Below are 13,350 nucleotides of genomic sequence, written 5' to 3'. Positions count from 1 at the left end.
AAATGAATGAAATACCTCTATTTAATTTTTATCATTTTATCCGTTGCATCCATTTTCTTCTCTCAAGAGGACAAGCATGAATTGAATCAATCGTCTTTCTCATTTGCACTTGGGATTGACTATGAAAAAGAAGGCTATGTCGTGTCTTTACAACTCATCAATCCAGGAGAGATTTCCGGTGAAAAACTATTGAATAACTCTCCTTACATCGTGTATAAGGCAAAAGGGAAAACGATAGATACCGCATTGGAAAAGATATCGATGAATACATCCAGGTATGTGGACTTAAAACAAGAGCAGATCATCGTGTTGGGGGAAGAATTGGCACGTAAAGGCAGAACGAAGGAAATAGTTGAATATATCCTCCATTCCCCTGATATACCGGCCAATGCACTGATCATTACCACTAAAGGCAACAAGGCCAGTGAACTACTGGAGATTTTTTCACCTGTCGAAGGCTATTCAGCACTTGAAATTACGAATACACTGAATAAATTAGGAAAACATGTCCTGCAAAATGCGAGCGAAATAAAAGTGGATTTATTAGAAGAGGGAAAAGATAGTTCATTGCCTTATATCGTATTAAAGGGCGATCTCCAAAAAGGAATGAGCCGCGATAATCTCGATACGACAAACCCTGCCCACATTGTATTTGGCGGGTTTGGATTATTTAAAGATGAGTATCTGAAAAAGTACCTGGATTACAGGGATTCTTTATTTCTCCAATTGCTTAACGGAAAATCATCAGGATTCATAATAGAATCAACTTGTCCGGAAGGTCCAGAAAAGTTCGCCTTCAAATTATTTAATGGTCATGTCAAGAACAGGGAATATAAGAGGGTCGAAAATAATTACCTTTTTCAATACACCCTTAATCTATCAGGAGACATACGTCAGTACAACTGCCATGGGAATCTGAATGATCCCGACACGATCGAACAGCTCGAAAAGCAAATAAATAAAACGATACAGAAAAAAGAAAACAAGATCCTTTCCATTGCCCAAGGCTATGAAATAGATCCATTTGGCTTAGGTCATTTCATTAAAAATAAGAATCCCAAGTTATGGAACACCCTTGAAGAAGAGTGGTCAACAAGCATCAAGACTGCCCAAATAGAGATCCATTCTAATATCACCATACAGAATGTCGGAAATTACAAGTCAAGAGGTGACTAATATGAGCGGAAAACCCATAGTTGGAATGATAGAAATGCAGTTCGTCATGCTGCTATTTCTCCTTGGAAGCGCCATTATTTTAGGACTGGGGCTTGATGCAGGTGAATATTCATGGCTGGCGAATGTACTGGCAGGCATTACCGGCCTGCTTTTATTCAATCTGTATGTTTATATCTGGAATGAAAATCACCATCAGGGTCTTAATCCTATACTTACTGCTCAATTCGGCAAGCATCTTGGATTTATCATATCCGCTGTCTATGCGGTCTATTTTGCCTACATAGCATCAAGGGTGTTAAATGATATCGTCCATTTCATCAATAGTACATTGTTGCACAATATGCACCCCTTCTTCATTAAATTCACCATATTCTTACTCATTATTTATACGTATTCAAAAGGACTCGAGCCATTTGTACGGTCGGCTGTGATTTTCGGGTCGGTCACCCTTTTATTTCTCTTACTCATTCCTTTTTTCATTGTATTAAGCAGCAATTTTCACATTGATTATATCATGCCCTTCCATTCATTAGACGTTACGAAGATTGTTAAGACCGTCTTCCCTACACTAATTACCTTCCCTTATGGTGAATTGGTTGTTTCTTTAGCGTTGCTTCCTTTCTTGAAGGAAAAAAAATCATTGTCAAAAGGCGGCAGCATCGTCATTGTCATTTCAACCTTTTTACTATCCATTTTTTCTTTTCTAACGATCGGCGTATTACACCCTGATTTAGCTAAGTCTTATTCTTATCCGCTTGTTACGACCATAGAACATATTGGGTTGATCGGTTTTTTCCAGCGCTTGGATATATTGGCTGTCATCATTTTCATGATTGGCTGTTATTTTAAAATAACCGTATTCACATTTGCATCGATATTCGTTGCTAAAGATTGTATGAATAAATGGAAAGTGAATAATAATAGCCTTGTTTCCACGGTCTTCCTTGCCATTATCGCCTTCTCATATTTATATTCCGACAATAACTCCCTCCATGTAAAAATCGGCCTTGAACTTGTACCATTCCTTTTGCATGTACCTCTTCAAATCGTTGTGCCTCTATTGATTCTCATGATCACTTTTGTAAGAGGAAAATTCGCCAAGCTCCCCAGCAAATAAATAAACTGAATGATTGCAATAGTATGAAATAATATTTTATTCGGATTACCATGGTTTTTCCTTCCTATACCTTTATAATTATAAATGCTACATATTTATTTACCACATCAGGAGGAACTTTCCTAAATGAACAATTCGAAAAACTCTATCATTCTTGCGGGAACCATTGTCGGGACCTTATTCGCGAGCAGTTCAGCTTATGCCAGTACTTATCAAGTTAAATCAGGGGATACCCTTGATAAAATTTCCAAAGCCAATCAGACAACCGTCCTGAAACTTAAAGCCGCCAACCACTTGACGGGAAGCCTCATTTATCCCGGGCAGGTCTTGAAGATCGATGGCCTTAACAAGACAACGAAGAAAAGTAGTGATACAACGAAGAAATACGTAGTTAAACTTGGGGATACTCTATCTACGATCGCCAAAAGACATAACCTTTCCCTTAATGCCTTGCTTAAATTAAACCCCGCGATTTCCAATTCAGATCGCATTTATATTGGCCAAGCAATCCGTGTTTCCGGACAAGCCATTTCGACTGGCACGAATGCCAGCAAAAGCAATTCAAGCGACACTTATACAGTCAAACCTGGGGATACTCTTGGCCAAATTGCCAAAGCAAAAAATATGACACTCCAGCAATTAAAATCGGTAAATCGCTTGAGTGGATCACTGATATTCCCAGGACAAGTCTTGAAGATCACGACCACTGCCATTAACAATGGCAACAATGTAAATAAGCAGGCTGTCGAAAAACATGTGGTCAAGCTGGGGGATAGTTTATCTTCCATTGCCAAAAAATATAACCTATCGCTAAATGCCTTACTTAAGTTAAACCCTGCGATCACCAATTCGAATCGCATTAAAATCGGCCAAACCATCAATGTTTCCGGAAAGACTGCATCCTCGGCAGCTAACAAACCTTCCATATCAACGACGAAATCCGCCAAGGCTAATCAAGTTTTGACTACTGGTGCAAAATATATGGGGGCTAAATATGTGTACGGCGCGAGCACATCACGCACTGATGTTTTTGATTGTTCTTCATTCACATTAAAAGCATTTCAGGCTGCAGGCATCTCCTTGCCCCGCACTTCATTGGCCCAATCACGGGCAGGTGCATCCGTATCTTCGAACAACCTTCAAAAAGGCGATTTAGTGTTTTTTGATACAAATGGTGATGGCGTAATCAACCATGTTGGCATTTATGCCGGTAACGGACAAATGCTCAATGCTTCCACATCCAACGGCGTTTCTTATGCAAACATCAATAGTTCCTACTGGGGACCCCGTTTCATAAAAGCGGTACGTGTATTAAACTAACCTATCAAGATACAACTCTATGAACCTAAAAAGGAAAGCGTTCTCGATTTTGGTCCGGGACGCTTTTCCTGTTTCGCTTGATTTCTAATGTTAGCCCTTAAGTTAATTGTCGCTCAGACCTGCTTCCGAACTCAAGTTAAGGGCAGGCACAACTACTGATTGATAATATAGCGAAAATTCTCCATGGATTGATCCTTCACCCTCCCCACACGTCTTCCATGATCATAAAAACTAAAAGGAAATTTAAAGATATGTCCAAAATCCCAACGATTCCTGCTATGGTCTTTTGTCCAATACCCGCACTCCGTTGGCAGCCATTCCGATCGCACCGCCTTTTGCAGCGGCAAATGATCAACGGGTGAGAATATCTTTATCGCATCCCCTATTTTGACATCCCGGCTGCCCCGAAGAGCTTTAACCAGTTTGAGCAAAGGCTGCAGACCTCTATTGAACAAGGAAACATGGCCAGCATCAAATAAAATGTTCAATGCATGAGAAAAAGTGATCATATGTCCTATTAAGTCATGGTGTGATTCCGCTCGATATATGATTGGAAATTGCGCCAATTCTTCCAGCACGAAATGGGAAAGGTCATTTGCGTTCTCAATCTTTGGCAGGCCATCTTCTTTTGTCATTTCGATTCTTTTGACTTCAGAAGCCGAAAAACCGATCCATGAGCGTCCTGGAATCGAGTTTTCGAATGAGAGAATGAGATCTGCTATCCCAGAAAGGCCGACGCCAGAAACGGCCCCGCTTTCTTTCAAGTCACGAAGTGCCAATAAACTAATGGCGCCATAAATGACGTTATGTCCAACCCAGTGGAGTCGATCGATCGTTTTATCAAGTGATTGAAGAATATTGTGTTCAGCCTTTTCCATATCCCATTCACCTATAGGATCAAATTGTTTCCTATCCGTACACTGGCTCTCGATCATTGATTTCACCTGCGAAATTACAAGTTGAGCCAGATTTCCAGTCAGTTCATTATCCTTCACGAAAAAGTGACCAGCAATGGCCGCCGCACCAAAATGCGCTTGCCAAATGTCGCCCGTTTCCTGTTTACATTGGGAAATGATCGATAGCCCTTCCTTCAACATTCCATTATTCATTTTCATTTATCTTCCCTTCCATCCTTCCTATATAGTATGATGCAAAGAACCGTTTTCCAAGTAAAATGGTTTTGACGGACCATGGGAAAAAGCCGTCCATAGACAGCTTGTTGTTTTCAGAAAGGCATACTCATTTCCCCATACAATTCATGATTGCGTGCAATTGCACGTATTGTAATTGCCGAGCATTACTCTCGGTAGTGATGATCAATGGCATGTATCTTACCCGTTTAGAACTTGGTTAAAGAATTTATCCACCGTATCCCCCGTTACCTCTGAAACATGTTTGTATTCATACTTCGGCGAATGGTCTCGATCGATGAGGATGGATCGCACACCTTCATAGAAGTCTCCATGCCGCAAAAAGTTCTTGGCTAGCAAAAGATCGGTTTCGAAGCATTGTTTCAATGTTTTATTTTTGCCGTCGGTCAATTGCTTTAACGTGATCTTCAATGAAAATGCGGATTTGGCAAGAAGCTGCTCTTTCGTTTTCGTGCAAAAATCGCTGCCCTCCCTGTCGAGCGACTCAAGGATCGCTTCAACTGTTACAAACCCAAAGTGTCGATCGATTTCTTTTTGAAAAGAAGCAAGCCTGCTCACTTGAGATGGCTGTGTTCGATATTCATCGATCAGCTGATCAAGCTTTTCATCAATTTTCCCCTCGGACCAATCCGTATGCTCCACTTTTTCATTAAAAAGCTGCATGGTGTCACTTTCCATAAATATGTCTGCACCGTTCATATAGAGTACATCGGGTGCTTGTATAACAGACGCAGTTAAAGCGAGATAACGCCCTAAGTGTCCAGGAGCTTTGTTTAAAAAATAAGCTCCTCCCACATCAGGAAAAAAGCCAATATTCATTTCTGGCATGGCCCACTTCGTCCGCTCCGTTACAATCCGGTGACTCGCACCGTATGTCAGCCCGACGCCTCCCCCCATCACGATTCCATCTAAAAAAGCGATGATCGGCTTTGGAAATTGGTAGATGGACAGATCCGTCTCGTATTCCACCTCGAAAAAACCCTCCGCTTTTCGCATCGCTGACTCAGATGATCGTGCTTCATAGAGTGTCTTGATATCACCGCCCGCACAAAACCCTTTTGTGCCTGCGCCCTTTATGATAACGATCGATACGTTACGGTCTGTCTTCCATTTCATTAATTTTTCACCGATGGCGCGCACCATCTCATGAGATAATGAATTGAGCGCTTTCGGGCGGTTTAAAATAATCATTGCCACGCCATTTTGCTTAATGGAAAACACCACTTCGGCAGACATCCCATCCACTCCTTTTTAGAAATGTTTAAAGTCTGGTTGTCGTTTCTCGACGAATGCGTGAATTCCCTCTTTGGCATCAGCTGTCAGAAACAGTTCGGCAAACCGTTTTCGTTCCCGTTCCAACCCTTGCTCCATGCTGTCGTTGCCTCCTTGAACGATACATTCCACAGCTCGCATCACACTGGTCATGCTTTTTCCTTCTACAAACGACGTTGCCATTGCTCTAGCCGTTTTTAACAATTCAGCTTCTTTTACAGCTACCTGGGCAATCCCACGTTCAACGGCTTCACCTGCAAAAAGGGAACGTCCCGTAAGGATAAGTTCCAATGCCGTTGCCGTATCCGTTATCTTGCGGAGCCGCTGTGTGCCGCCAAAAGTAGGGATAAGTCCAAGCTTTAATTCCGGCAGACCTAGCGTCGCTTGATCGGATAAGATCCTGAAGTGACAGCTCATCGCCAGCTCCAGCCCTCCGCCAAGTGCCGGCCCATTTATTGCAGCAATGACTGGCTTCTTAAGAGCTTCGATTTCATTACAAAGCGCCTGGCCCCCTTCAGCAAGCGCCAACCCTTGTTCCTGATCGCCCAATTTTGAGACGAATTCTTTTATGTCCGCCCCCGCCACAAAGAACCGGCCCGCTCCTGTCATGATGATGACTCTTGTTTCTTCATCGCGCCCAAGCTCCTGCATTAAGGTTCGCAATTCAGCGATACAGGAAGAAGATAGTGCATTTGCGGGTGGATTGTTCAATGTGACCAACGTAATGAAATTTTCTTTTTCGATCTTTGCATATTTGTAGTTCAAAGTTTACCCCTCCCATGATCGCTGTTAAATAGGAAAGACCCCTCCATTGGTTTCTTTATGCCGCAAACAGGTCTTTTGTTGGTTAGTCAGAGTTAAAACCAGCGTTCGGTTACCACTTTTTTTCGTGTGTAAAATTGGACCCCATCTTTTCCGTTCGTTCCAAGATCTCCATAAAAGGAGGCTTTGTTCCCAGCGAAGGAGAAGAACGCCATCGGAGCTGGAACGTTGACATTCACACCGATCATTCCGGCATCAATCTTGTCGCGAAACTGCTGGACGCTTTTGCCGCTCGCCGTATAGATGACAGCGCCGTTGGCAAATCTCGACTGATTGGTGAGTTTGATTCCTTCATCAAGGTCTTTGACTCGTACAACACTCAATACCGGAGCGAAAATTTCATCCTGCCATATTTTCATGTCCGGTTTCACATGATCGAAAATGGTAGCTCCGACATAATATCCTTCCTCAACTTCCGGATTTCTCCCGTCAACCAGTAATGCAGCCCCTTCCTTTACTCCGCTATCAATATAATGGACCACTCGATTTTTGTGGACTTCACGGATCAGCGGACCAACAAAGTTATCTTCCGATTTGCCTTCTCCTGTTTTCAGTTTACGAGTTTCAGAAACGAGCAACTCCATGAATTCATCGGCGATCTCATCGACCACCGCTACGACCGAGCAGGCCATGCAGCGTTCTCCACTGCTGCCGAACGCCGCTCCGATAATGCCTTGAACCGACTTTTCAAGATGGCAATCCGCTAGGACAACGGCATGGTTTTTGGCACCAGCAAGTGCTTGAACACGTTTGCCGTTAGCTGTACCCGTTTGGTATACATGCTTGGCCACAGGCTCGGAACCGACGAATGATATCGCTTTGATGTCATCGCTTTCCAGTAAGCCGTTCACGACATCTTTTGCACCATGCACAAGGTTGAGGACACCCTTCGGGAAACCAGATTCATAGAAAAGCTCCACTAGTTTCTCGGCGAGGATTGGTGTTCTTTCTGAAGCTTTTAGGACAAACGTGTTGCCGCAGGCGATTGCGAGCGGAAACATCCAAAGCGGTACCATCATCGGGAAGTTGAAAGGGGTAATGCCCGCAACCACTCCCAATGGATAGCGCCAGATCGATCCATCGATCCCCTCAGCAATGCCAGGCAGGGATTCACCCATCATTAGTGTCGGAGCTGCAGTCGCAATCTCCACAACTTCAATTCCCCGCTGTACCTCACCGCGGGCATCTTTTAACGTTTTCCCATTTTCCATCGTTATGATTTCGGCCAATTGTTCTTTCTGCTCTTGAAGCAGATGAAGGTAATTGTATAGAAGTCTTGCCCGGTTCGGCACAGGTACCAATGACCAAGTTTGATACGTATGTTGAGCGGCCTGTACGGCTTGATCGACATCCCTTTTCACCGATAGAGGTACATAGGCAATTATTTTTCCGTTGGCTGGATTAATTACTTCTTCGACATCCGTACCGTTGGAATCCACCCATTCTCCGTTGATGTTGTTCTTCATTCTTTTTATATTCGTTGTAATCATCTGCTCCCTCACCTCTCCTTAAAGAATCTTCGTCGCCTGCTCACTTATTTTTTTATAGAGGATGGACATGTCTTTATCACCATACCCGTTCTCCACTGCTTCTTCATACAGATCAAAAAGGATTTTGCTTATTGGCAGTTCCAGATCATTCTTTGCTGCAAGCCCAAGTGCGAAGCCGAGATCTTTTCTTAGCAGCTCTAAAGCAAAACCGGGTTCGTAATTATCGTTTGCGATGAAGCTTTTGTAGTTTCGCTCGTAGATTCGACTCTGACCATAGCTTACGTTCAGCATCTCGAACAACCTTTCAAGATCAAGATTGCTATTCTTTGCAAGGTGAAGAGCTTCACTTACCCCTGCCGTATAAAATCCGATCAAGAGATTGTTGATCAGCTTTGTATTCGTACCGCTGTCGATTTGATCATTCACATGAAAAATATTCTCGCCCATTGCGTCAAACAAAGGCCTGGCCTTATCGAAGACATTCTTTGAACCGCCTACCATGAAGGTGAGCGTTCGGTTTACCGCCCCTATCACGCCGCCACTGACGGGTGCCGCGAGAAAATCAACACCCTTTTTCTTGGCAGCCTCTTCGATGCGGATATTCAATTCAGGGGCTACCGTACTCGTATCGATCAGCATAACAGCGGAATCGACGAGATAAACGAGTCCTTTTTCTCCTAGAAAAACTTCTTCCACTGCCTGAGAGGATGGAAGACTTGTAAGGATCACATCACATTGTTTCACCATAGTTTCAATCGATACGCCAATCGTTCCTCCTGATTGATGAAAGGACATTTCAGCTTCTTTGTTCAAATCCATTCCATACACTGTAAAATTGGAAAGTAGTAAACTTTGCGACATAGGCAGACCCATATTGCCCAACCCGATAAACCCGATTTTTTTCATTAGGCTTCACTCCGTTCACACCTTATATTTTTCTTGATCAGCCATTCTTTCTGCAATTTCACGTTTTTGTATAAACAGATTCCTAAAGAGTGGAACAGCAAGGCTGCGAACTTCTTCCAATAATACTTTTCTGCTTGCTTCACCCGATTCCGTTCCCGTTAAAATCAACACGGCCATCTCTTCAACTCTGCGATACCCCTCTTCACAGATAACGTTCGTCATATTCTCTTTCAGCCGCTCTTTTTCCATCCCGTTCTTTTGTATCGCTTTTTCCGTGCGAATGACCGATGATTCCATCACATGAATTTCCTTCACCATGTCTGCAAGCAAACGGGAATATTCTTGTTCCTGTTGAATGTTGATATTGGCATGTATCAATGCTTTCAAAGATTTGTGAAGAAGCATGTTAGAAAACTGGATGTATTGCCGGTTTCGGTTCACCTCCTCATCAAATAAAGGGTTCAACCATGTGCCGCCGTTTTGAAACCCCTTTTTCATCAATAATTTGGCAATGGTCAGACGGTTTATTTCATTCGTTCCTTCAAAAATCCGGCTAATCCGGGCATCCCGATATAATCGTTCCACTTCGTACTCTTGCATGTAGCCATAACCCCCATGAATTTGTAAAGCCTCATCCACGATTCGATCAAGGATCTCGGAGCAATGAACTTTATTGATCGCACATTCGGCTGCATAGTTTGCCAGTTTTCCCAATTGTTCATCGAGAGGTTCGTCCGTTTCGAATACGTTGTCCAAGCTATCAGCCGTTCTGTAGGCCGCACTTTCCGCTCCATAAATCGCAATCGCCATATTCGCAATCTTTTCTTGTATCATCGAAAAACCGATGATCGTCCGGTTAAATTGTTTACGCTGTTTCGCGTAGTTAACGGCAAGCTCCAATGCTTGCTTGGATGCTCCGATGTTAGAAAAGGAGAGCTTCAATCGCGCCATGTTTAGAATATTCAATGCTACATGATGGCCTTGCCCGACTTTTCCCAGAACATTCTGCGCCGGTACACTGACATCTTCCAAAATTAAAGTGGCTGTCGAAGACCCTTTTATCCCCATTTTCTTCTCTTCGGGACCGACGGAAACCCCTTTGAACATTCTGTCTACAATGAATGCAGTCATGCTGTCATTTGTTTTGGCAAAGACAACATATACATCGGCTACTTGTGCGTTCGTGATCCACTGTTTTTCACCATTTAATAGCCAGGCTGTCCCCTGCTCATTTAAGACCGCCGTCGTTTTGGCGTTAAGCGCGTCTGATCCCGCGTTATTTTCCGTTAAGGCATAAGCACCAATCCATTCTCCTGATGCAAGTTTTGGCAAGTATTTTTGCTTTTGCTCTTCTGTCCCGTAATAAACGTACGGGAGGGTCCCTACACCTGCATGTATATTAAAGGAGACGCTGAAAGAACCGCCAAATCCCATCTTCTCGGCCACAAGCCCTGAAAGCTTTTTATTCAGGGACAATCCGCCATACGACTCTGGAACCTCTACGCTGAGTAAGCCGAGCTCTCCCGCTTCTTGAAACAATTTTTTCACCTTGCCGTGATCATGCCGATCGATCGAATCCAGCAGGGGCATTATTTCGTTTTTGACAAAGAGCTCTGTAGTCTTTGATATGAGATGATCTTCCTCATTAAAATCCTCTGGTGTAAATCCTGCCGTGTCCAGTTTATGAGGAAATAAAGGTTCGTTACATTGAAGTTCACCCATTTCTTTCCTCCTCATTTCAACTCATCGCCCTCTTCTCTCGGGCAGGCTTCCCAGTTTATTGTAAGCCCTTTCAACATTGCTCACATACACTACTTTTTCTGCACAGCTCCTGATGATGATCTTAAAATAAAAAAACAACTTCCAATAAAGAAGTTGTTAAGTTCGAATTGATACGTAAATAAACATGTTTTCCCATGATAAAATAAAAACATGCAGATCAATCGCTCGCACTTAACACCCCCTATCCTCGTAGGTATAGATGTGTGCTGAAACAGGCAGGTCTCCTGGCTTATGATCATCACTCCCCGAACCTTCCCATCTTCATGTTTCTGAAGACAGTGGTTTATCCGGATCGCTCCCAAATACAGTTGCGGGACAGCGTCGGGCTCTAACCGACTTCCCTATTATGTAGATGAAAAAATATCAATCTACACCCGTTTCTACACGTATGAAGTTTTCCAATCAAACATATCAAATATTTAGTAAATTTACAAATATTTGATATGTTTGATTTAATCTATCATTTATAACGGCTTAAGATTCATCCGAATGCACTTAATCTTAATGCCTCGTCCCTCATCAGCCTTCACTGAACGAAAAAGGCTCCATTCTTTCTTCACCAGAGAACATATCTTTAATTTTAATTTGATTATTTTTCACCTCGTTCTCTCCTATGATGATGACATTACGAAATTTCTCTTTATTTGCTTTATCTAAGGCTTTACCGAGCCTTTTCTTTCCCATTTCATATTCCACCTTATATCCTTTATCCCTTAGGTGCCTTGCGACTACTAATGCTTGCTTTTCAGTATTTATCGGGATCACATAAAAATCCACATCATGATTTTCCACGATATTTTCCTTCGAAGATAGTAAGGCCGTATAAATAACATCCAGACCCAATGAAATCCCCACCGTTGAAAAGCTTTCATTCGTCCCGATCAGTCCACCAATGGCATTGTCATACCTTCCGCCACTGCCAATACTTGATTTAATGCTTTTATCAGATAAAAATATCTCATAAATCGTTCCAGTATATATCTCCAGCCCTCTTGCTAAAAATGGATTGAATGTACATTGCTTATCGACACCAAGGAATTCGAGATAAGATTCCAGCTCTTTTAATTCTGCTACTCCCTGCTTAATTTGTTGATTCCGTTCACTGAGAGGCTCGAAATAGCCCGAACTGGCATTATCCTCGGCGGTTATAAAGCGATTAATCGAATTGATGGTTGAAGGCAGCAGCCCTTGTTCCCTTAGCTCCACCGTAACAGCCTCCGATCCGACTTTTTCAAGTTTATCAAGTATCAATATCACTTTATTGATCTTTTCATCTGTTGTTCCAAAAGCCTCAAGCATTCCAGCTAATAATTTTCGATTATTATATTGGATGCTTACCTTTAAACCAAGCTTCCGGAATGCATCCAATGCCATCGTCATTAATTCCGCTTCAGCAACTTGAGATTCTATACCCACTATATCGACGTCACATTGTGTAAATTCACGAAGCCTTCCCGTTTTTATCGGTCCATCCCTGAAAACTTTACCTATCTCATATCTTTTAAAAGGTCTCCTTATGCTTGGATTCATTGCAACTACTTTTGCAAAGGGAATAGTGAGGTCGTATCGCAGCGCCAAATCTCTTTCTCCCCTGTCTGTTAAGGTATACATTTCCTCTAATATTTCGGCACCCCCGCCATACTTGGAAGCTAGCAATTCCGTGTAATTTAATATCGGTGTTTCCAATGGCTTACATCCGTATTGGATAAAAACGTCTTCTATTGTCCTTCTGATGCCTCTTCGTATCACTTCTGTATCCGGTAAATAATCTTGAGTGCCCTTTACGTTTTGGTAATCCATTTTTCTCATCATTCATTCCTCCAATTTTTATTAAAATAAAAAAACCGCACGAGATTTAAGTTTTATAACTTAATCCATGCGGTTTAATGATAAATAGCCTTCCTATATGCCGATTTTTAAAAATCGAATAGCAAGACTACTTTATAGGATGATGTAATTGTGACAGGGAAATGCTCTTCTTAACGGACTGCATATGGGTTCACCTCAAATTTCCATTTAATGTATCATACTGGAAGGGATATATCAATTCTTTTTTATTTCGTTAGTATCGTTGCCGCTGTCGGATGTCATTATTGCAAGTCCTATATCAAAAGACTCGTCACATCAAGCCATAACCCAACATCCAAATGGAGCAGCTGGATGCTTATCTGGATTACAGGTGCACATTGAATATGCCGAAACTCGTAACGAATAGCAAAAATTCGAAGTTATATGGACTGTTTTAGGTTGTGCTATATACAAAATAGCCCCATCAAGGTTTTGATGAGGCTATCTGGATAGAAGTTTGTGCACT

10 protein-coding genes and 1 riboswitch are annotated in these 13,350 nt (G+C 42.4%); of the genes, 3 read left to right on the top strand and 7 right to left on the bottom strand.

The genetic code is table 11. The annotated features are described in order from the left end of the window. The first annotated feature begins 6 nt into the window (after positions 1 to 6). The 3 genes from MHI53_RS04770 (at position 7) to MHI53_RS04760 (ending at position 3,613) form a co-directional block, all read left to right on the top strand. Positions 7 to 1,176, top strand: coding sequence for a Ger(x)C family spore germination protein (locus MHI53_RS04770; protein WP_340372895.1), 1,170 nt, complete (start codon positions 7 to 9; stop codon positions 1,174 to 1,176). A gap of 1 nt (position 1,177) precedes the next feature. After that, positions 1,178 to 2,293, top strand: coding sequence for a GerAB/ArcD/ProY family transporter (locus MHI53_RS04765; RefSeq protein WP_340372894.1), 1,116 nt, complete (start codon positions 1,178 to 1,180; stop codon positions 2,291 to 2,293). A gap of 126 nt (positions 2,294 to 2,419) precedes the next feature. Continuing rightward, on the top strand, positions 2,420 to 3,613 hold the full coding sequence (locus tag MHI53_RS04760; protein WP_081092498.1) for a C40 family peptidase: 1,194 nt from the start codon (positions 2,420 to 2,422) through the stop codon (positions 3,611 to 3,613). 152 nt (positions 3,614 to 3,765) lie between these two features. Here MHI53_RS04760 and MHI53_RS04755 read toward each other — a convergent pair whose 3' ends face one another. The 7 genes from MHI53_RS04755 to MHI53_RS04725 all read right to left on the bottom strand — a co-directional run bounded on the left by MHI53_RS04755 (position 3,766) and on the right by MHI53_RS04725 (position 12,845). Beyond that, positions 3,766 to 4,728, bottom strand: a complete 963-nt coding sequence (locus tag MHI53_RS04755) for a hypothetical protein (RefSeq protein ID WP_340372893.1) — start codon at positions 4,726 to 4,728, stop codon at positions 3,766 to 3,768. Positions 4,729 to 4,944: 216 nt separating this feature from the next. Further along, on the bottom strand, positions 4,945 to 6,000 hold the full coding sequence (locus MHI53_RS04750) for an enoyl-CoA hydratase/isomerase family protein (RefSeq protein ID WP_061143326.1): 1,056 nt from the start codon (positions 5,998 to 6,000) through the stop codon (positions 4,945 to 4,947). 15 nt (positions 6,001 to 6,015) lie between these two features. Further along, complete coding sequence (locus tag MHI53_RS04745; RefSeq protein ID WP_340372892.1) at positions 6,016 to 6,801, bottom strand: enoyl-CoA hydratase-related protein; 786 nt, start codon at positions 6,799 to 6,801, stop codon at positions 6,016 to 6,018. Positions 6,802 to 6,893: 92 nt separating this feature from the next. Next, the gene (locus tag MHI53_RS04740) at positions 6,894 to 8,348 is read right to left on the bottom strand and encodes a CoA-acylating methylmalonate-semialdehyde dehydrogenase (RefSeq protein ID WP_061143328.1); all 1,455 of its coding nucleotides are present in this window, start codon (positions 8,346 to 8,348) and stop codon (positions 6,894 to 6,896) included. 18 nt (positions 8,349 to 8,366) lie between these two features. Continuing rightward, a complete protein-coding gene (locus MHI53_RS04735; protein WP_340372891.1) occupies positions 8,367 to 9,254 on the bottom strand; it encodes an NAD(P)-dependent oxidoreductase in 888 nt (295 codons plus the stop codon). A 15-nt stretch (positions 9,255 to 9,269) separates the two neighbouring features. Beyond that, complete coding sequence (locus MHI53_RS04730; protein ID WP_340372890.1) at positions 9,270 to 10,976, bottom strand: acyl-CoA dehydrogenase family protein; 1,707 nt, start codon at positions 10,974 to 10,976, stop codon at positions 9,270 to 9,272. Positions 10,977 to 11,232: 256 nt separating this feature from the next. Further along, positions 11,233 to 11,429: riboswitch (cobalamin riboswitch) on the bottom strand. Positions 11,430 to 11,555: 126 nt separating this feature from the next. Next, positions 11,556 to 12,845, bottom strand: a complete 1,290-nt coding sequence (locus MHI53_RS04725; RefSeq protein ID WP_340372889.1) for a histidine--tRNA ligase — start codon at positions 12,843 to 12,845, stop codon at positions 11,556 to 11,558. Positions 12,846 to 13,350 lie beyond the last annotated feature (505 nt).

Origin of the sequence: Peribacillus sp. FSL E2-0218, from assembly GCF_037992945.1 — a bacterium.
Lineage (GTDB): Bacteria > Bacillota > Bacilli > Bacillales > DSM-1321 > Peribacillus > Peribacillus simplex_B.
This window is presented reverse-complemented; position numbering and strand designations above follow the sequence as displayed.

Coding starts and splice junctions, on each gene's coding strand:
- MHI53_RS04765 (WP_340372894.1), top strand. CDS start 1,178: ATGAGCGGAAAACCCATAGTTGGAATGATAGAAATGCAGTTCGTCATG.
- MHI53_RS04760 (WP_081092498.1), top strand. CDS start 2,420: ATGAACAATTCGAAAAACTCTATCATTCTTGCGGGAACCATTGTCGGG.
- MHI53_RS04740 (WP_061143328.1), bottom strand. CDS start 8,348: ATGATTACAACGAATATAAAAAGAATGAAGAACAACATCAACGGAGAA.
- MHI53_RS04735 (WP_340372891.1), bottom strand. CDS start 9,254: ATGAAAAAAATCGGGTTTATCGGGTTGGGCAATATGGGTCTGCCTATG.
- MHI53_RS04755 (WP_340372893.1), bottom strand. CDS start 4,728: ATGAAAATGAATAATGGAATGTTGAAGGAAGGGCTATCGATCATTTCC.
- MHI53_RS04725 (WP_340372889.1), bottom strand. CDS start 12,845: ATGAGAAAAATGGATTACCAAAACGTAAAGGGCACTCAAGATTATTTA.
- MHI53_RS04730 (WP_340372890.1), bottom strand. CDS start 10,976: ATGGGTGAACTTCAATGTAACGAACCTTTATTTCCTCATAAACTGGAC.
- MHI53_RS04750 (WP_061143326.1), bottom strand. CDS start 6,000: ATGTCTGCCGAAGTGGTGTTTTCCATTAAGCAAAATGGCGTGGCAATG.
- MHI53_RS04770 (WP_340372895.1), top strand. CDS start 7: ATGAAATACCTCTATTTAATTTTTATCATTTTATCCGTTGCATCCATT.